We start from the raw sequence: 19032 nt of genomic DNA, 5'->3' as shown, positions 1-19032 counted from the left end.
GTGACCGAGCGCCCGCGCCCGCCCGCCGACTACAACCCCGGGCCCCCGCCGTCGAGCAACCTGGCCTGGGGCATCGTCGCCGCGATCCTCTGCCTGCCCTTCGGCATCGTCTCGATCTTCCAGGCGGCCAAGGTCGAGCGGCTCTGGGCCCAGGGCGAGCCGGACGCCGCCCGCGGCGCGGCCGGCGCCGCCCGGCGCTGGGCGATCATCGGCGGTGTCGTCGGGGTGGTGTTCTGGGTGGCCCTGGTCGTCGGCGGTGTGCTGCTGCTGGGAACGCTGCTCGACGACGCCGCGTCCCACTGACGACCGTCGGCAGCAGGAGGCGATACCGGTGACCCAGCCGTACCCGCAGCAACCCCCGTACGGCTGGCAGCCGAACTACGGGCCGCCCCCGGAGAACAACCTGGTCTGGGCGATCCTGTCGACGGTGATGTGCTGCCTGCCGTTGGGTATCGTCGCCATCGTGAAGGCGAACCAGGTCAACACCCTGTGGTTCCAGGGCTACCACGTCGAGGCGCGCCGGGCCGCCGACGAAGCCCGCAAGTGGGCGATGTGGTCGGCGATCGCCTTCGGTGCCCTGATCGGCCTCTACCTGCTGTTCGTCTTCGTGATGTTCGCGATCGCCGGCGTCTCGTTCTGGGGGCTGGCGTCGTGACGACCGTCTACACGGGATTCCCGGCCCAGGGGGCCAAGGCCCGGCTGCGCGCCTTGAGCGCCCCGATGGCCGTGGTGGGCGGGCTCGGCGCGTGCTGCGTGGCCGTCTGGCTCGGCGACCCCACCACCCCCGGCGGCTGGCTCCCGGTCTGCCCCACCAAGGCACTGCTCGGCATCGACTGCCCGGGCTGCGGCGGCATGCGGATGGCCTACAGCCTGATGCACGGCGACCTTCCCGCGGCCCTGCACTACAACGCCGTCTCGCTCGTCTTCGTGCTGCTCTTCGTCTGGAGCACCGTCGCCTGGGCGGTCGGGCGGTTGCGGGGCCGGTGGGTGAACAGCTGGCTGCACTGGCGCTGGACGCCACTCGCCGTCGGCGTCGTGTTCGTCGCCTGGTTCGTCATCCGCAACCTCCCGTTCGCGCCGTTCACCGGTTTGCGCGTCTGAATGGCAACAGAGCGGAACCGGCGCGCCGTGTAACGCGTCGGACCTCCACGACGTTCACTCGGACAGCGGACGCCTGACACACGCGGGCGAACGCGAACCGAGTACGCTCCCGCGGACCGTGCCGTACATTCGGGCCGGTTCCGCATGAGGTGTGCGGTGGAGTGACCAGCGAGGGGGAGACCCACATGACCGATCCCTACGGTCAGCAGCCGTTCGGGCAACAGCCCGGCGGCCAGCAGCCGTTCGGACAGCCGCAGCCGGGACAGGCGCCGCCGCCCTACGGGCAGCAGGCGCCGTACGGTCAGCAGGCCCCGTTCGGGCAGCCCGCGCCGTTCGGCCAGCAGGGTGCTCCGTTCGGCCCGCCCCAGAACTACGCGCCCTGGGGGCTGCGCGCCGGCGCTCTGCTGATCGACATCGCCCCGCTGATCGTCATCGACCTGCTGGGGTTGATCGTGACGATCGCCGGCAGCTACACCCTCGGCTCCATGCTGTACCTGCTCGGCGCGCTCGCCGGCATCGGCTGGTCGGTCTACAACCGGTGGATGCAGCAGGGCACCACCGGCCAGTCGCTCGGCAAGCGGATCACGAAGATCAAGCTCGTCGGCGAGTCCACCGGGCAGCCGATCGGCGCCGGCATGGCGTTCCTGCGCGACCTCGCGCACTTCGTCGACGGCATCATCTGCTACGTCGGTTACCTGTGGCCGCTGTGGGACGACAAGAGCCAGACCCTCTCCGACAAGATCATCGGCACCGTCGTCATCAACGCCGACGACGCCGCGCAGTACGGCCAGCCCGGTGCGCAGCAGTTCGGCGGCGGTTACCCGCCGGCGGGGCAGCAGCCCGGCCAGTTCGGCCAGCCGCAGTCCGGTGGCTTCGGCCAGCCGCCGTCGGGTGGTTTCCCGCAGCAGCCGCAATCCGGCGGGTTCGACCAGCCGCAGTCCGGTGGTTTCCCGCAGCAGCCCGCGCAGGGTGGTGGCTTCGGCCAGCCGCCGCAGGCCGGCGGTTTCCCGCAGCAGCCCCAGTCCGGCGGCTTCGGCCAGCAGCAGGGCCAGCCGCTCGCGCCGCCCCCGGGCCAGGGTGCCTTCGACGAAGGCGCCGAGCGCACCCAGATGCTGCGTCCCGATTCGGGCGGCAGCGGCGCTTCGCCGTTCGACGAAGGTGCGGAGCGCACCCAGATGCTGCGTCCCGAGGCCCAGGGTGAGGCCGAGGCGACCCAGAAGATCCAGCCGGGCCAGTTCGGGCAGCAGCCGCCGCAGCAGCCCGGCCAGCCGCCGCAGCAGTAGCCGCGGCACCTGACTTCCGCACCACCGCCGGGATTGCCGGCGGAAGTTCACGAGTAATTGGGGTAGACGTTCATGACCAATCCCTACGGTCAGCAGCAGCCGCCTTACGGCCAGCAGCCGCAGTCCGGCGGTTTCCCGCAGCAGCCGGGTTACGGCCCGCCGTCCGGGGGCATGCCCGCTCCGTACGGCCAGCCCGCGCCCTACGGCCAGCCGCCCTCCGGCGGTTTCGGTGCCCCGGGTTACGGCATGCCCGGTGGTGGCGACATCAACCAGATCAAGGACTACAAGGGCTGGGCGATCGGCTGCATCTTCCTCTGCTGGATCCTCGCGATCTTCGCGATCATGAAGTCCAACGAGGTCCAGACGTACAAGATGCAGGGCAACTACATGATGGCGGAGCAGGCGTCAAAGACGACCAAGACGCTCTGCCTTATCGCCTCCATCATCGGCGGTCTCGGTTGCGCGTTCGCGATCATCTGGATCATCGTCGCGGCCACCGCGGTGAGCACGTACTGCAGCGGCTACTACTGCTGAACCCGGGTCGGTCCACCCCGGCGTCGTCCGATAGTGGGACGATGTCGGGGTGGTGAACCTCTACCGCGACACCGGGGTGGTGTTGCGCACGCACAAGCTGGGTGAGGCCGACCGGATCATCACCCTGCTGACCCGGCGGCACGGCAAGGTCCGTGCCGTGGCGAAGGGCGTGCGGCGCACCTCGTCCCGCTTCGGGGCCCGGCTGGAGCCGTTCGGCCACGTGGACGTGCAGTTCTACACCGGCCGCACGCTCGACGTCATCACCCAGGTCGAGACCGTGGACGCGTTCGCGCTGCCGCTGGTCGCCGACTACCAGCGCTACACTGCGGCCAGCGCGATCGCCGAAACCGCGGACCGGCTCTCGGCCGAAGAGGGCGAGCCGGTGCTCAAGCTCTACCTCCTCGTCTGCGGCGCGCTGCGCTCGCTCGCCGCGGGGGAACGCGACGCCTCCCTGGTGCTCGACGCCTTCTTCCTCCGCGCGATGTCCTACGCCGGCTGGGCGCCCGCGCTCACCGAGTGCGCCCGCTGCGGCCTGCCGGGCCCGCACGTCGCGTTCAGCGTCGTCGCCGGCGGCTCGATGTGCCAGGACTGCCGCGTGCCCGGTTCGGTGCACCCCGCGCCCGAGGTCCTGGACCTGCTCACCGCCCTGCTGCACGGCGAATGGCCGATGGCCGAGTCGACGCTGCCCGGTACCCGCCGCGACGCGAGTGGCCTGGTCGCGGCCCACCTGCAGTGGCACCTGGAGCGTCAGCTCCGGTCCCTTCCCCTGGTGGAGCGACGCGCGCGGGAGACCACGGTGAAATCCGGGGCTTCGCCCCGGGCCGAGGGCTCCGCCACCCGGACCCCCGCAGGATAGGGAGTGCGCGGGCAGTAGGGTCGGGCCTGAATCGATTTCACCCATCCAGGGAGGCTCGCCGTGCTGCGCAGGGGACGCGAGAACAAGGCGTCGCGATCGGAGCTGCGGGTCCCGGAGCCGCACCCGACCGGTGCGGTGCCGCCGGAGATCCCGCGCGAGCTGGTCCCGAAGCACGTCGCGCTGGTCATGGACGGCAACGGCCGCTGGGCCAACCAGCGTGGCCTGCCGCGGATCGAAGGCCACAAGCGCGGCGAAGCGGTGATGATCGACGTCGCCGCCGGCGCGGTCGAAATCGGCGTCAAGTGGCTCTCGGTGTACGCGTTCTCTACGGAGAACTGGAAGCGCAGCCCCGAAGAGGTGCGGTTCCTGATGGGCTTCAACCGCGACACCATCCGCCGTCAGGTCGACTACCTCGGCTCGATCGGCGTCCGCATCCGCTGGGCCGGGCGCCGGCCCAAGCTGTGGGCGTCGGTGATCAAGGAACTGCAGGCGGCCGAAGAGAAGACCAAGCACAACACCGCGCTGAACATGACGATGTGCGTCAACTACGGCGGCCGCGCCGAGCTGGGCGACGCCATGCAGCGGATCGCGCGGGACGTCGCCGACGGCAAGCTGAGCCCGGACAAGGTCACCGAGAAGACCATCGGCAAGTACCTGTACCAGCCGGACATGCCGGACGTGGACCTGTTCCTGCGGCCCTCGGGCGAGCAGCGGACGTCGAACTTCCTGCTGTGGCAGTCGGCCTACGCCGAGATGGTCTACCAGGACACGCTCTTCCCGGACTTCGACCGGACCCACCTGTGGCGGGCCTGCCTGGAGTTCGCCAAGCGGGACCGCCGGTTCGGCGCTGCCGTCGACCAGGCTGCCGCCGATCAGGCGGCCGTCGACCAGGCTTCGGAGGCCACGTCGTGAGCTCGACCGAGGCGGCCGAGACCGCGGAACTGCTGACCAGCGCCAAGGGCGCCCTCGAGCGCTACCTCGAGGTGCACGTCGACGACGACGGCGCGCTGACGTTCTCCCACGGCGACGTCCCGTGCGTGATCCAGGCGACCCGTCTCGGCGAGGGCCTCACCGTGCTGACCCTGACCTGCGTGGTCGGCTGGGACCTGGCGGACGCGCCCGAGCTGTCGATCGCGGTCGCCGAGCGGGCCGGCCAGGGGCTGTTCGGCACCCTCGGCGTCGGGCACTCCGACAACGGCGTCGACGTCACGCTGCGGTACGCGTTCCCGGCCGTGGGCCTGGACGCCGCGGCGCTGGGGACGCTGCTGATGCTCGTGGTGTCGACGGCGTCGCAGCTGCGGACCGAACTGCCGGGAATCCTGCCCGCGCAGTAGCGGATTTCGCCGCGAACGGCGTTTTCCGGTCCGAAACGGACGGTGTCCGACCGTTCGCGGCCTGTGCGGATCACGCGATGTCCCGGTGTCCTGGCATCATCGCCGTCGTGGACACCCTTTCCGAAACTTCCACCGAGCCCGGCCGGCGTGCCCGCCGGTTCCGGGTCAGCTCGGTCGAAGTGCTGTGCGCGATCCTGCTGGTCGCGATCCTCGGCCAGGGCTGGCTGCAGCGGCTGTTCGACGTGCCCGCGCTGCGCACCGGCTCGACCGTGTTCGTCGCCGTCTGCGTGCAGGCGCTGCCGTTCCTCGTGCTGGGCGTGCTGATCAGCGGCGCGATCGCGGCGTTCGTACCCGCGCGGGTGCTGGAGAAGGTGCTGCCGCGGCGAGCCGGTGCCGCGGTCGGCGTCGCCGGGCTCGCCGGGGTCGCGCTGCCGGGCTGCGAGTGCGCGTCGGTGCCGGTGGCGCGGCGGCTGATGGGCCAGGGCGTGGCGCCGGCCGCGGCGTTGACGTTCCTGCTGGCCGCGCCGGCGGTGAACCCGGTGGTGCTGGTGGCCACCGCGGTCGCGTTCCCGGGCAAGCCGGAGATGGTGCTGGCCCGGTTCGCCGGCTCACTGGCCACGGCGATGGTGATGGGCTGGCTGTGGGCCCGCTGGGGCAAGCTCGAGTGGATCACCGAGCGCGCTTTGCGCCGCCTGCCGGACGTCGCGGGCGGGCAACGGTGGCGCGTGTTCGCCGAGACGGCCCGCACGGACCTGGTCGAGGCCGGCGGGTTCCTGGTGCTGGGCGCGCTGATCTCGTCGACGCTGAACGTGCTGGTCCCGGCGAAGTGGTTCGGCGTGCTGGGAGATCAGCTCGTGCTGGGCATCGTGGTGATGGCCGTGCTCGCGGTGGTCCTGGCGCTGTGCAGTGAGGCGGACGCCTTCGTGGCGGCCTCCCTGACGGCGTTGCCGCTGCTGCCGAAGCTGGTGTTCCTGGTCGTCGGCCCGGCGGTCGACGTCAAGCTGTTCGCCTTGCAGGCGGGCACGTTCGGCCGGGCGTTCGCGGTGCGGTTCGCCCCGGTGACGTTCGTGGTGGCAGCGGCCTGCGCGGTCGTGACCGGACTGGTGGTGGGGCTGGCGTGAAACGGGAGACCCAGAACATCCTGCTGATCCTGCTCGGCGGCGCGCTGGTCAAGATCGCCGTCAACGGCGACTACCTGCGCTACGTCAAACCCGCGCAGCAGCCGTGGATCATCGCCGGCGGGGGCGTCATGGTGCTGCTCGGCGCGGTGGCCGTCGTGCGGGATCTGCTGGCCGCGCGGGCGAAAGCGGCCGAGAAGGCCGGGCACGACCACGACCACGACGACGACGGCCACTCCCATTCGGCCCGGCCCGCCTGGCTGCTGCTGGTCCCCGTGCTGGCCGTTTTCCTCGTCGCGCCACCCGCGCTGGGCGCCGACTCGGTGATCCGCACCGAAGCGCGTGTCCCGGCGAGCGCGGCCGCGGCCAACGCGGCGGCCTTCCCGCCGCTGCCCGCGGGGAACGTCGTTCCCTTGTCGGTCAACGAGTTCGTCAGCCGCGCGGGGTGGGACAAGGCCGGCACCCTCGACGGCCGCACCGTCTCGCTGACCGGGTTCGTGGTGCACACCGAAGGCCGGACCCTGCTGGCCCGCTTGGTGATCAGCTGCTGCGCGGCGGACGCCTTCCCGGTGACGGTCCGCCTCACCGGCACCGACGCCGCCCGGTACGCGAGCGACGCGTGGATCCAGGTGACGGGCCAGGTCGTCCCCGGCACGGCGACCCAGGCCAACAGTTACACGCCGGACTTCGCCGCGGCCTCGGTCGCGACGGTCCCGACCCCGAAGGATCCCTATGAGTACTAGTTAATGCTGCCCGCAGGTGCCGGTGATCTCCACGGTGTGGGAGATCTCCGAGAAGCCGTGCTCCGCCGCGATCTTCTCGGCCCAGCGCTCGACCGCCGGCCCCTCGACCTCCACCGTGCGGCCGCACAGGCGGCAGACCAGGTGATGGTGGTGGTGCGCCGAGCAGCGACGGTAGATCGCCTCGCCGGAGTCGGTGCGCAGGACGTCGATCTCGCCGGCCTCCGACAGGGACTGCAGGGTGCGGTACACCGTCGTCAGGCCGATGCCGTCGCCGCGTTTGCGCAGCTCGTCGTGCAGTTCCTGGGCGGAGCGGAAGTCGTCGACGGCGCTCAGCAGCTCGACGACCGCGGCCCGCTGCTTGGTCGATCGGCGGCCGGGCACCGGAGCCTGGCTGCGTGGCGCGACGGGAGTCATCACTGCTTTCCTTCCTGCACGTGGGCGACGGCGTCGACGACGATGTGCGCCAGGTGGTCGTCGGCGAGCCGGTAGACCACCTCGCGGCCGCGCCGCTCGCCCTGCACCACCCCGGCGGTCTTCAGCACCCGCAGGTGCTGGCTGATCAGCGGCTGCGCGACGTCGAGGGCGTCCACCAGCTCGTGCACGCACCGGTCGGCCTCGCGCAGCTGCAGCACGATCGCGATCCGGACCGGCGCGGCCAGCGCCCGCAGCAGGTCGCCGGCGTCGGCCAGCACCGTGCTCGCCGGGTGCCGGGAGGGGGCCACCCGGTCCCGTTCGAGCTCGTGGGTGTGCGGTCCGGCCTCGTCCGCGACGCCGCTCCCCGTCACCGTCGCCATCGCTGCCTCCACGTCGTCGCCGCCTGAGACCATGAATTCCGTAGTCATTACCGATAACGGCCCGGCCCATCCTAGTGTTCCCCCGGACGGGCCCCGTCCGGTCACCGCGTCCTGAGGGGTACGGCAGGACGCATTACCCCGTTCGGGTGAGTTCGTGGGATATTGGCTCTTCGGCTTCGCATGTCGTGGCCGACGGTGCAAGGTTGTCGCGGAGCGTTGCGTCGCTTCTCGTACGCCGGCGCCCGCCCGAGCAGATCGCAGTGGGGAGACATGACCCGATTCGCAACTAAGGCAGCCGTCGTGACGGCCGTCCTGTTTCCGCTGGTCGGAGTGGGTGTGGCCAGGGCGCAGAGCCAGGCGGTCGACGAGAAGACCGGCCCGGTTTCGTTCGCGAACGTGGCGTCGGTCCGGATCGGTGGCGAGGGCCAGCACGGCGGCTCGCTGATCACCGAGACCCAGCGCTCGCCCCTGCTGCCGGGCCAGTCGAAGCTCGGCACCGACCGGGTCGCGGTGCCCAAGGACGACGGCGAGCGCGCGACGTTCGGCGGGCACTACGCGATCGACCTCGGCCGCTACAGCGGGTCGCAGGACCCCTACCCCGCGGGGATCGCGAGCCGGGACCACAACGTCGTCGCCGCGCTGCAGGCGAGCACCGTCCCCACGGCCGTCGCCGAGACCAACTACGCGCTGCGCGACACCTGGCAGGGCGGCGCGAAGCCCGTCGACGACACCGTGCTCGTGCTCGAAGGCGCCAAGACCGCGGTCGACTGCACCGCCCCGGCGAAGCTCACCGGCACCTCCTCGGTGGCCCGGCTGTGGGTGCGCCAGGCCGGCGGCGCGCTCGGCATCGTCCCGATGCCCGGCGGCAACGCCGGCCTGCAGCTGCAGAACCTGCGCCTGGGCCCGCCCGGCGACATCACGAACGCGAGCAAGGACACCACGCTCTCGGACCTCAAGCTGACCCGCGTCGCCGCGTTCGACCAGCTGATCCGCCAGGACGGCTGGCGCGGGGGGGACTTCACCGCCGTCGCCGGCTGGCGGGTCGAGATCACCACCCACGTCAAGGACGCGACGGGGGCCGCGCTGCAGGACGTCCAGACGAACGTCGTGCTCGGCGGGGTCAGCTGCTCGGTCCCGAAGGGCTTCGTCGCGAAGGCCTCCGGCACCACCGGCGGCGGCACCAGCGCGACGCAGCCCGCGGTGCCGACGCAGGTCCCGGCCGGGTACCTCGGCGCGGCCGCGCCGGACACCGGCAGCGACCTCTCGCGCATCCCGCTCGGCATCGGCCTGCTCTTCGGCGGCGTGTTCTTCGGGAGCGTCGCCCTGCTGCTGGGCAGGCGGCGCAAGTCCGGGACGGACTAGGTGCTGCGCACCGGGCTGGCCGCCGTCTCGGGGGCGCTGGCCGTCGCCGCCTTCGCGGCCGGGGTCGTCGTGCTGACCTGGCTGCCGCCCGAGCCCACGTCGATCGCCGCGCCCGCGCCCGGCTCGCTGCCGGGGGAGAACGCGGCCCCGGCCGTGCTGCCCGCCGACAGCTCGTCCACCGAGCAGCAGCGCCCGGGCACGGTCCGGCTGCCCGACGGCGCCACCGCCCGGCTGGTCCGCACCGAGCTCACCGACACCGGCGTGCTGCCGATCCCGCGCGGCCTCGGCGACGCCGCGTGGTGGGGCGCGAAGCTGGGCGCCGACCACGGTGCCGCGCTGCTGTCCGGGCACGTGAACTGGGAGGGCGACCGCGGCCCGTTCGACGAGCTGTGGCGGATGCGCGACGGCGAGGACGTCAGCGTCGTCGACGCGCGCGGCGGGCGCTGGGTCTACCGCGTCGACGACGTCGTCACGCTGCCCAAGGAGACGCTGCCGGCGCAGGCCGCCCGCTGGTTCGGCCAGGACGGCCCGCACCGGCTGGTGCTGGTGACCTGCGGCGGTGACTACGTCGGCGGCACCGAGGGCTACGACGAGAACCGCCTGGTGACCGCGACCCTGGTGACCCGCCCCACCGGCTGACCGAGTTCGATGCAACCTCCGCCGCCCGTCGCGGCATGTGTGTCTGTGCACTGCCCACGACAGCGGAGGAGCACAGGCACATGCAGGACCAGCACCCGGTGACGGCGGAGCGCGAGAAGGGCCGCGGCCGCTGGTGGATCGTCGGCGCGGCCGGCGCGTTCGTGATCGCGGCGATCGTCGCGTCCCTGCTCGTGTTCACCGGAAAGGATGAACCTGCCAACGCGAACGGCGCGACCGCGCCCGTTCCGACGGCGCCCGCCACGGCCGCGCAGGGCACCCCGCAGGACACCGGGCAGGCGCCGGCGCAGCTGTCGCTGCCCGGTGGCGGCGCCGCGAAGCTCGTCCAGGAGGACCTCGACGCGAACGGCGCGCTCAAGATCCCCGAAGGTCTCGACGAGGCCGCGTGGTGGGGCGCGAAGCTGGGCGCCGACCACGGCGTCGCGCTGCTGTCCGGGCACGTGAACTGGAAGGGCGAGAAGGGCCCGTTCGACGAGCTGTGGCAGGTCAAGCAGGGCCAGGACGTCAAGCTGACCGACGCCGCCGGCGGCGCCTGGGTGTACCGGGTCGACGCGACCGAGACCATCCACAAGTCCGAGCTGGCCGGGCGGTCGGAGCAGCTGTTCTCCCCGGACGGCCCGCACAAGCTGCTCCTGGTGACCTGCGGCGGCGAGTACGTCGGCGGCACCGAGGGCTACGAGGACAACCGGGTGGTGACGGCGTCGCTGGTCTCCCGGCCCTGACGAGGCTCACCTGCGCGGAAACCCGGTGGGCCCGGCGGATACCCTTGACGTTCTAGTCCGATAACCGTCCCCGCATGCTTCCGGAGCGTGGAGTGCCCACGAACACCATCGATACCGTAGTCAGCCTGTGCAAGCGCCGTGGTTTCGTCTTCCCCAGCGGAGAGATCTACGGCGGTACCCGCTCGGCGTGGGACTACGGGCCGCTCGGGGTCGAGCTCAAGGACAACATCAAGCGCCAGTGGTGGAAGACCGTGGTCCAGAGCCGCGACGACGTCGTCGGCCTCGACTCCTCGGTGATCCTGCCGCGCCAGGTGTGGGAGGCGTCCGGGCACGTCAAGGTGTTCACCGACCCGCTGGTCGAGTGCCTCTCGTGCCACAAGCGCTTCCGCGCCGACCAGCTGGCCGAGGACTACACCGCGCGCAGCGGCAAGGAGACGTCGGAGGAAGACCTGTCCGACGTCCCGTGCCCGAACTGCGGCACGCGCGGCCAGTACACCGAGCCGCGGGCCTTCAACATGATGCTGAAGACCCACCTCGGCCCGGTGGAGACCGAAGAGGGCCTGCACTACCTCCGCCCGGAGACGGCGCAGGGCATCTTCGTCAACTTCCTCAACGTGCAGACGACGTCGCGGAAGAAGCCGCCGTTCGGCATCGGCCAGATCGGCAAGTCCTTCCGCAACGAGATCACGCCGGGCAACTTCATCTTCCGGACGCGTGAGTTCGAGCAGATGGAGATGGAGTTCTTCGTCGAGCCGGGCGAGGACGAGACCTGGCACCAGTACTGGATCGACCAGCGCACGGAGTGGTACAAGGACCTCGGTATCAAGCCCGAGAACCTGCGCCACTTCGAGCACCCGAAGGAAAAGCTCTCGCACTACGCGAAGCGCACGGTCGACATCGAGTACCGGTTCGCGTTCAACGCCGGGCAGGAGTGGGGCGAGCTCGAGGGCATCGCCAACCGCACCGACTTCGACCTGACCACGCACTCGAACCACTCGGGCGTGGACCTGTCGTTCTTCGACCAGGCGTCCGGGCAGCGCTACCGGCCGTTCGTGATCGAGCCCGCGGCGGGTGTCGGCCGCTCGATGATGGCGTTCCTGGTCGACGCCTACCACGAGGAAGAGGCGCCGACCGCCAAGGGCGGCGTCGAGAAGCGGATCGTGCTCAAGCTCGACCCGCGGCTCTCGCCGTTCAAGGTCGCGGTGCTGCCGCTGTCGCGCAACGCCGACCTGACCCCGAAGGCGAAGGACGTCGCCGCCCGGCTGCGCAAGCACTGGAACGTCGACTTCGACGACGCCCAGGCGATCGGCCGCCGCTACCGGCGCCAGGACGAGATCGGCACGCCGTACTGCGTGACGGTCGACTTCGACTCGCTCGAAGACCAGGCCGTGACCGTGCGCGAGCGCGACACCATGGCCCAGGAGCGCGTCGCGATCGACAAGCTGGAGTCCTACCTGGCCGGCCGCCTGATCGGCTGCTGACCCCGCTTTCCCAGAGGTCCGTGAAGGCCTCCTTACCGGCCATAAGAGCCGGTAAGGAGGCCTTCACGGCTTTCCGGGGACCGGCACCCCTGACACCTGTCACCCCCAGGTCGTGACGCACGGTCTGGGGACGGCGGCCCGCGAAGCGGCAGCCTGGGGGCATGCGAGACACAGACATCCAGGCGGTGGCGGCGGGGGCCGCGATCCACCTCACCGGCCTGCGGAAGCACTACGGCGACGTCCACGCGGTCGACGGCGTCGACCTGACCATCGCCCCGGGCGAGGTCGTCGCCCTGCTCGGCCCCAACGGCGCGGGCAAGTCCACCACCGTCGACATGATCCTCGGCCTCAGCACGCCGGACAGCGGTGCGGTCCGGGTGTTCGGCCGGAAGCCGATCGACGCCGTCCGCGCGGGCCTGATCGGCGCGATGCTGCAGGGCGGCGCGCTGATGGACGACCTGACCGTCGCCGAGACCGTCGGCATGGTCGCGGCGCTGCACCGCAAGCCGATGCCGGTGGCCGAGGCGCTGCACGCCGCGGGCGTCGAAGAGCTGGCCGGCCGTCGCGCGAACAAGCTGTCGGGTGGGCAGAAGCAGCGCGTGCGCTTCGCCGTCGCGCTGGTCAGCCACCCCGATCTGCTGATCCTCGACGAGCCGACCGCGGCCATGGACGTCGGCACGCGGCGGGAGTTCTGGCAGTCGATGTACTCGTTCACCGAGTCCGGCCGCACGGTCGTGTTCGCCACGCACTACCTCGAAGAGGCCGAGGAGTTCGCCGACCGGGTGGTGCTGATGCGCCGCGGCCGGATCGTCGCCGACGGGTCGGTCGCCGAGGTCCGCGCGCTGGCCGGCGGCCGCAGCCTGCGCGCCGCCGTCCCGGGCGCCACCGAAGCCGCGATCGCGGCCCTGCCCGGTGTCAAGGAGTTCGAGCTGCGCGGCGACCGCGTCGCCATCTCCACCGGCGACTCCGACGCGACGCTCTGGGCCCTGAAGGCCGCGGTGCCTTCGGTGTACGACATCGAGATCAGCGCCGTCGGCCTCGAAGGCGCTTTCCTTTCCCTGACCGCCGACGAAACCGCGGAGCCCGTCCGATGAACGCCACCTACCTGGTCACCGAGATCCGCCGGAACTTCCGGGCGCCGCGGTTCCTGATCTTCGTCGTCGCGTTCCCGGTGCTGATGTTCCTGTTGCAGGCCAACGTCTTCACCAAGTCCTCCGATCCGGACCACGTGCAGATCGCCGCCGTGATCATGATCAACATGATGACGTTCGGCGCGTTCGCCGCCGCGACGAACAGCGGCGCCCGGCTCGCGCTGGAGCGGGCCGCGGGCTGGCAGCGGCAGCTGCGCCTGACCCCGCTGACCGGCACCGGCTACCTGGCCGGCAAGGGCATCTCCGGCCTGCTCGTCGGGCTGCCCGCGCTGATCCTCGTACCGGTGCTCGCCGTGGCCGTCGAGGGTGTGCACCTCGACGCGGCCGGCTGGGTCCGCGTCTTCGCCGGCGTCTGGCTCGGCACGATCCCGCTGGTGCTGCTCGGGTTGCTGCTCGGCCAGTTCGGCACGCCCGACTCGATGCAGCCGGTCAACATGATCGTCACGCTGGGCATGGGCTTCCTCGGCGGGCTGTGGATCCCGATCGAAAGCATGCCGGGCTGGATGCACGACGTCGCCCAGCTCATGCCGACGTACTGGGTGCTGCAGCTGGCGCGGCCCGCGGTGACCACCGACATGGTGGTGTCGCTGCCGCACGCGGTGGCCGTGCTCGCGGGGTGGACGGTCGTGCTGGGAGCCCTGGTGATCAGGCGTTACCGTAAGGACAGCGCCCGGGTCTGAGGGCCGGGGACGGGAGAAGGAACGGCGATGGCGAACGACGACACGAACCGCCGGTTCGGGCTCAACACCCGCGAAGGGTGGTGGGACGACCCGCTGCCCGACCCGAAGAACCAGGGGCCGGACAGCGTCCGCTGGCCGATCATGGGCGCGGTCTTCCTGCTGCCGTTCCTCATCCCCATCACGAAGTCGCTGCTGGCCGAGACCGTCGTGACCGTGGAGCTCGTGCTCATCTGGATCCTGGTCTACGCCTACGCCGCCTGCTACCTGCTGTTCCCGTACTTCTTCCGCCAGGTGCGCCCGCTGAAGCTGGGCTTCGGCATCGTGATGGTCGCGCTGGGGCTCGGCGTGGTGGCGGCGGTCGAGGCGAGCCCGTTCATCCTGCTCTACGGCACGGCCGTGATGGTGTTCCTCGCCCCGGCCGCGTGGTCGGTGATCGTGGACGTCGTCGCATTGCTGCTCGGGGCGCTGATCCTGCTGGTGAGCGGCCGGTTCCACGACGGCTACGGCGACCTGATCACCGTCGGCTCGGTGACGCTGGCGATGTTCTTCATGGCCAACCTCATCCGCGCCATCCGGCGCCTGGAGCTGGCCAACAAGGAGATCGCCACGCTCGCCGTGACGAACGAACGCCAGCGCGTCGCCCGCGACCTGCACGACCTGCTCGGGCACAGCCTGACCACGATCACCGTCAAGGCGGGGCTGGCCCGGCGGGTGCTGGAGAGCGCGGGCGACATCCCGCGCGCGGTGGAAGAGATCCGCGAGGTCGAGAGCCTCACCCGCAGCGCGCTGTCGGACGTCCGCGCGACCGTGTCGGAGTACCGCGAGGTGTCGCTGTCGGCGGAGCTGGTCGGCGCTCGCGCGGCGCTGCGGGCCGCGGAGATCGACGCCGACCTGCCGCACGCGGTCGACAACGTCCGGCCCGAGTTCCAGAACCCCTTCGGGTACGTGCTGCGCGAAGCCGTCACGAACGTGCTGCGGCACTCCGGGGCCAAGCAGGTGAAGGTGAAGCTGGGCGGCAACTGGCTGGAGATCGAGGACGACGGCACCGCCGCCGACGTCGTCCCGGGCAACGGCCTGCGCGGGCTCACCGAGCGGCTCGCCGCGGTCGGGGGCACGGTGCGCGCGTCCGTCCGGCCCGGGGGAGGATTGACGGTGCGAGCGGAGATCCCGCTGCCCGAACCGCGTGCGGCCGCCCCGGCCGTGCGCGCCGAACCCGCGGGAGGTCTCGCTTGATCCGGGTGCTGCTGGCCGACGACCAGGCCATGGTGCGCGGGGCCCTGGCCACCGTGCTGGGCCTCGAATCCGACATCGAGGTGGTCGGGCAGGTCGGTTCCGGCGACGAGGTGGTCGCCGCCGCCCGCGAGCTGAAGCCCGACGTCGCGCTGCTGGACGTGCAGATGCCGGGCAAGGACGGCCTGGAGGCGGCGGGCGACCTGCGGGCCGCGCTGCCGTCGTGCCGGGTGATCATCTGCACCACCTTCGGCAGGCCCGGCTACCTGGCCCGCGCGATGGCCGCGGGGGCCGCCGGGTTCGTCGTCAAGGACGCGCCGCCCGAGCAGCTCGTCGAAGCCGTCCGGCGAGTCCACAGTGGACTCCGGGTGGTGGATCCGGCGCTGGCCGCGGAGTCGCTCGCCACCGGCGCCAGCCCGCTCACCGGGCGCGAGCGGGACGTGCTGCGGGAGGCCAGGGACGGCAGCACGGTCGCCGACGTCGCCCGCGCGCTGCACCTGTCGGAGGGGACCGTCCGCAACCACCTGTCCGCCGCGATCGGCAAGACCGGCGCCCGGACCCGCGCCGAAGCGGTGCGCGTCGCCGAGGAGCGCGGCTGGCTGTGAGCGGCCGGTGACCTTCTGACAAGATGGGCGGGGTGGGTACCGCTGAACGCACCAAACCGTCGCACGCGAGCTGGGCGCGCCGGATCGCCTTCGGCACGGCCCTCATGCTGCTCGCCCTCGTCGGCGGCACGGCGTTCCGGATCTGGCAGGTCGCCCGGGACAACGACCGCACGCAGGCCGACGTCATCGTGGTGCTGGGCGCGGCCCAGTACAACGGCAAGCCGTCGGACATCTACGCCGCGCGGCTGATCAAGGCGAAGCAGCTCTACGACGCGGGCGTCGCGAAGATGATCGTCACCGCGGGCGGCAAGAAGGCCGAGGACAACTTCACGGAGGCGCGGGCCGGCCAGCTGTGGCTGACCCGCCGCGGCGTGCCGGCGGCGGCGACGCTGGCCGTCGGGGAGGGCAGCGACACGCTGCGCAGCCTGCGCGCGGTCGCCCAGCAGGTCGAGGCGCGCGACTGGCACACGGCGGTGCTGGTCAGCGACCCGTGGCACTCCTTCCGTGCCCGCACCATGGCCGACGACCTGGGCCTGGACGCCTGGACCGCGCCGACGCACAGCGGGCCGATCGTCCAGGAGCGCGTCACGCAGGTCCGCTACATCGTCCGCGAAACCGGCGCACTGCTGTACTACCGGCTGACGAAGACCCCCGCCGACGACCTCTTCGCCACCTTTCTGGGCTGAGCGTTTTGTCGGCCCTCCCGCTTAAGCTGGGCGGGTGGACCACGGTTACAGCGAGCACGACACCGCCCGCCTCCGGCCGGAACCGGCGAAGGGCGCGGCGCTGGCCGGGGCGCGCGCGGACGGGCGCAGCGCGTTCTCCCGCGACCGCGCCCGCGTGCTGCACTCCGCGGCCCTGCGGCGGCTGGCCGGCAAGACCCAGGTGGTCGGCCCGGGGGAGGGCGCCGAGATCACCGGCGCGCCGCGCACCCGGCTGACGCACTCCCTGGAGGTCGCCCAGATCGGCCGCGGCATCGCCGAGGAGCTGGGGGCCGACCCGGACCTGGTGGACACCGCCGGGCTGGCGCACGACATCGGGCACCCGCCGTTCGGGCACAACGGCGAACGCGCGCTCGACGAGGTGGCCGCGGCGTGCGGCGGGTTCGAGGGCAACGCGCAGACGTTGCGCATCCTGACCCGGCTGGAACCGAAGCTGGTCGACGAGAACGGCGCCACGGCCGGGCTCAACCTGACCCGCGCGTGCCTCGACGCGACCACGAAGTACCCCTGGCCGCGCAAGCCGGGCCGGGGGAAGTACGGCGTCTACGCCGACGACGCCGCGGTCTTCACCTGGTTCCGCGACGGCGCGGCGGCGGCGGAAACGTGCCTGGAGGCCCAGATCATGGACTGGGCCGACGACGTCGCGTACTCGGTGCACGACGTCGAGGACGGCGTGCTCGCCGGCCGGATCCGGCTGCGGGTGCTGGCCTACTCGGACGAGCGCGCCGCCGTCGCCGAGGCCGCGGCCAAGCACTTCTCCGGCCAGTCGGTGTCCACTTTGGAGAGTGCGGCCGACGAACTGCTGGCACTGCCGGTGGTGGCGGCCTTGGCCGAGGCGGCGCCGGACGGCTCACCCGGCGCTCAGGTCGCGCTGAAGCGGCTGACGAGCGAGCTGGTCGGCCGCTTCGCGACGGCCGCCGTCACCGGAACGCGAGCCCGCTTCGGCGAGGGCCCGCTGGGCCGCTACCGGGCCCGGCTGGCCGTGCCCGAGCAGGTCGCCGCCGAGGTGGCCCTGCTCAAGGCCCTGGCCCTGCGCTACGTGATGAGCGACCGACGGCGGCTGGCGATGCAGGAAGGCCAGCGCGAGCTGCTGGGCGAACTGGTCCACGCCTTGGCGAGGCGCGCCCCGGAGTCACTGGACCCGCTGTTCCTCCCGGCGTGGAAGGCCGCGAAGGACGACGCGGGCCTGCTGCGCGTGGTCGTCGACCAGGTGGCCTCCCTGACCGACGCCCAGGCCCACGCCTGGCACTCCTGGCACGTGACCCGCCACCACTAGCCCGGGCCCCAGCGTGATGGAAGCGCCAACACCCGTGATGGAAGGGTCGACACGACGCGGGGGCCTGCTCCTCACCGTGTCGACCCCCGAATCACGCGTGTCGGCGCTTCAATCACGCGTGTCGACCTCCCCATCACGCGTGTTGACCCTTTGGGCACGCGGGCCGGCGCTTCCGGCGCGGGGTGGCCGCCGCCGGATTCGTCACCCGGTGGGGGAGTTCCGCGTGGCCGCCCGGCCGGGTGCGGGGTTCCGGTAGTCTCGCCCGCATGGCCACGGACAGCCACCTCCGGTTCGCCCTCGCCGTCCATGGGGCCCTCGGCGCCGAGGGCGGGAACTCCTGTTTCTCGCCGTATTCGGTGGCCAGCGCGCTGACGCTGGCCGCGCTCGCCGCCCGGGGGGCCACCCGCGAGGAGCTGGTCGCCCTGCTCGGCGAGCCGGCCGCGCAGGCCGAGCTGCTGCGGGCGGCCACGCAGCTCGTCGAGGAGGGCCGGGGCGCCGAACCGCCCGAGATCGCCGTGGCCAACACGCTGTGGGCCGCCGACAGCCTCCCGCTCGAGGACGGCTTCAAGACCGAACTCGCGGGGTGGCCCGGGGCGAACGTCGAGAGCGCGCCGTTCGGGGAAGACCCCGAACGAGCCCGCGCCCTGATCAACGAGGACGTCGGGCGCACCACGCACGGCCTCATCCCGCAGCTGCTGCCGCCGGGCTCGATCGACACCGGCATCGCGGCCGTGCTGGTCAACGCGCTGTACCTGAAGGCCGCCTGGAAGCTGCCGTTCCGCGAGGCCAACACCACCGACGCGCCGTTCCACGCCCCGTCCGGCACCCTGGACGTGCCGACGATGTGGCTCGGGGAGAACGTCGGCTACGCGCACACCGGCGGCTGGCAGGCGGTGCAGCTGGTCGCGGCGGGTGGCCTGCAGGCCGTGGTGCTGCTGCCCGACGGCGACCTCGCCGAGGCGGAGGCGTCGCTCGACGAAGCGGCGCTCACCGGCCTGCTCGGCAAGATCCGCTCGACGCGCGTGGAGCTGGCGCTCCCCAAGGTCTCGCTCGACGTGCCCAGCTTGCTCACCGGCGTGCTGCACGGCCTGGGCGTGCGCACGATGTTCACCGACCGCGCCGACCTGAGCGGGCTCTCCCCGGACCCGCGGCTCGCGGTGTCCGAGGTGGTGCACCAGGCCGTGCTGCGGGTCGACGAGCAGGGTTTCGAGGGGGCCGCGGCGACGGCGTTGACCATGCGCCTCACCTCGATGATCACGTCCGACCCGGTCGCCGTGACGGTGGACCGGCCGTTCCTGCTGCTGGTCCGGCACGCCGGCACCGGCGCGCTCTACTTCTTCGCCAGGGTGGTCGAGCCGTGAGCTTGAAGTCCGAAGCCGTCCC

At 72.0% G+C, this 19032-nt stretch carries 23 protein-coding genes; 21 read left to right on the top strand and 2 right to left on the bottom strand.

All coding sequences use genetic code 11. The annotated features are described in order from the left end of the window. From MUY22_RS47900 to MUY22_RS47855, 10 genes are all read left to right on the top strand, one after another. Positions 1-303, top strand: a complete 303-nt coding sequence (locus MUY22_RS47900) for a CD225/dispanin family protein (RefSeq protein ID WP_247055060.1) — start codon at positions 1-3, stop codon at positions 301-303. Positions 304-331: 28 nt separating this feature from the next. Next, positions 332-655, top strand: coding sequence for a CD225/dispanin family protein (locus tag MUY22_RS47895; protein ID WP_247055059.1), 324 nt, complete (start codon positions 332-334; stop codon positions 653-655). Beyond that, positions 652-1101 (top strand): DUF2752 domain-containing protein, encoded by a 450-nt coding sequence (locus MUY22_RS47890; protein WP_247055057.1) that lies wholly within the window; start codon positions 652-654, stop codon positions 1099-1101. Before MUY22_RS47895 ends, MUY22_RS47890 begins: the two co-directional genes overlap by 4 nt. A gap of 185 nt (positions 1102-1286) precedes the next feature. Then, positions 1287-2384, top strand: coding sequence for an RDD family protein (locus tag MUY22_RS47885; RefSeq protein ID WP_247055054.1), 1098 nt, complete (start codon positions 1287-1289; stop codon positions 2382-2384). A gap of 72 nt (positions 2385-2456) precedes the next feature. Continuing rightward, positions 2457-2918 (top strand): CD225/dispanin family protein, encoded by a 462-nt coding sequence (locus MUY22_RS47880; protein ID WP_247055052.1) that lies wholly within the window; start codon positions 2457-2459, stop codon positions 2916-2918. A 52-nt stretch (positions 2919-2970) separates the two neighbouring features. Continuing rightward, entirely contained in the window at positions 2971-3774 is an 804-nt protein-coding gene (gene recO, locus MUY22_RS47875) for a DNA repair protein RecO (protein WP_247064481.1), read from the top strand. A gap of 60 nt (positions 3775-3834) precedes the next feature. After that, positions 3835-4686, top strand: a complete 852-nt coding sequence (locus MUY22_RS47870) for an isoprenyl transferase (RefSeq protein ID WP_247055050.1) — start codon at positions 3835-3837, stop codon at positions 4684-4686. Next, the gene (locus tag MUY22_RS47865; protein WP_247055048.1) at positions 4683-5108 is read left to right on the top strand and encodes a YbjN domain-containing protein; all 426 of its coding nucleotides are present in this window, start codon (positions 4683-4685) and stop codon (positions 5106-5108) included. The genes MUY22_RS47870 and MUY22_RS47865 overlap by 4 nt, the downstream gene beginning before the upstream one ends. Positions 5109-5185: 77 nt before the next feature. Then, a complete protein-coding gene (locus tag MUY22_RS47860; protein WP_247055046.1) occupies positions 5186-6229 on the top strand; it encodes a permease in 1044 nt (347 codons plus the stop codon). Then, positions 6226-6969: a TIGR03943 family protein gene (locus MUY22_RS47855; protein ID WP_247055044.1), complete on the top strand. Its 744-nt coding sequence runs from the start codon at positions 6226-6228 to the stop codon at positions 6967-6969. The genes MUY22_RS47860 and MUY22_RS47855 overlap by 4 nt, the downstream gene beginning before the upstream one ends. Here the strand turns inward: MUY22_RS47855 and MUY22_RS47850 are convergent, their stop codons facing one another. Together MUY22_RS47850 and MUY22_RS47845 are read right to left on the bottom strand one after the other, a co-directional pair. Further along, complete coding sequence (locus MUY22_RS47850) at positions 6970-7383, bottom strand: Fur family transcriptional regulator (protein ID WP_247055042.1); 414 nt, start codon at positions 7381-7383, stop codon at positions 6970-6972. Continuing rightward, positions 7383-7763: an ArsR/SmtB family transcription factor gene (locus MUY22_RS47845; RefSeq protein ID WP_371827560.1), complete on the bottom strand. Its 381-nt coding sequence runs from the start codon at positions 7761-7763 to the stop codon at positions 7383-7385. The genes MUY22_RS47850 and MUY22_RS47845 overlap by 1 nt, the downstream gene beginning before the upstream one ends. A gap of 270 nt (positions 7764-8033) precedes the next feature. On the opposite strand from MUY22_RS47845, the gene MUY22_RS47840 reads away from it, so the two are divergent. From MUY22_RS47840 to MUY22_RS47790, 11 genes are all read left to right on the top strand, one after another. Continuing rightward, complete coding sequence (locus tag MUY22_RS47840; RefSeq protein ID WP_371827559.1) at positions 8034-9125, top strand: hypothetical protein; 1092 nt, start codon at positions 8034-8036, stop codon at positions 9123-9125. Then, the gene (locus MUY22_RS47835; RefSeq protein WP_247055036.1) at positions 9126-9764 is read left to right on the top strand and encodes a class F sortase; all 639 of its coding nucleotides are present in this window, start codon (positions 9126-9128) and stop codon (positions 9762-9764) included. It abuts the gene before it with no gap. 80 nt (positions 9765-9844) lie between these two features. Continuing rightward, on the top strand, positions 9845-10504 hold the full coding sequence (locus MUY22_RS47830) for a class F sortase (RefSeq protein WP_247055034.1): 660 nt from the start codon (positions 9845-9847) through the stop codon (positions 10502-10504). A 92-nt stretch (positions 10505-10596) separates the two neighbouring features. Beyond that, positions 10597-11985, top strand: a complete 1389-nt coding sequence (locus MUY22_RS47825) for a glycine--tRNA ligase (protein WP_247055032.1) — start codon at positions 10597-10599, stop codon at positions 11983-11985. A gap of 161 nt (positions 11986-12146) precedes the next feature. Beyond that, complete coding sequence (locus MUY22_RS47820) at positions 12147-13079, top strand: ABC transporter ATP-binding protein (protein ID WP_247055030.1); 933 nt, start codon at positions 12147-12149, stop codon at positions 13077-13079. After that, complete coding sequence (locus MUY22_RS47815) at positions 13076-13816, top strand: ABC transporter permease (protein ID WP_247055028.1); 741 nt, start codon at positions 13076-13078, stop codon at positions 13814-13816. The genes MUY22_RS47820 and MUY22_RS47815 overlap by 4 nt, the downstream gene beginning before the upstream one ends. Positions 13817-13843: 27 nt before the next feature. Continuing rightward, positions 13844-15049 (top strand): sensor histidine kinase, encoded by a 1206-nt coding sequence (locus MUY22_RS47810; RefSeq protein WP_247055026.1) that lies wholly within the window; start codon positions 13844-13846, stop codon positions 15047-15049. After that, positions 15046-15651, top strand: a complete 606-nt coding sequence (locus tag MUY22_RS47805; protein ID WP_247055024.1) for a DNA-binding response regulator — start codon at positions 15046-15048, stop codon at positions 15649-15651. Before MUY22_RS47810 ends, MUY22_RS47805 begins: the two co-directional genes overlap by 4 nt. Before the next feature lie 32 nt (positions 15652-15683). Beyond that, positions 15684-16337, top strand: coding sequence for a YdcF family protein (locus tag MUY22_RS47800; protein WP_247055022.1), 654 nt, complete (start codon positions 15684-15686; stop codon positions 16335-16337). Between the two features lie 34 nt (positions 16338-16371). Beyond that, entirely contained in the window at positions 16372-17649 is a 1278-nt protein-coding gene (locus tag MUY22_RS47795; RefSeq protein ID WP_247055020.1) for a deoxyguanosinetriphosphate triphosphohydrolase, read from the top strand. Between the two features lie 266 nt (positions 17650-17915). After that, positions 17916-19010 (top strand): serpin family protein, encoded by a 1095-nt coding sequence (locus tag MUY22_RS47790; RefSeq protein WP_247055018.1) that lies wholly within the window; start codon positions 17916-17918, stop codon positions 19008-19010. Positions 19011-19032: the final 22 nt, after the last annotated feature.

Source organism: Amycolatopsis sp. WQ 127309 (assembly GCF_023023025.1).
GTDB lineage: Bacteria > Actinomycetota > Actinomycetes > Mycobacteriales > Pseudonocardiaceae > Amycolatopsis.
Note: the sequence above shows the minus strand (reverse complement) of the source record. Positions and strands in the feature narration are given on the sequence as shown.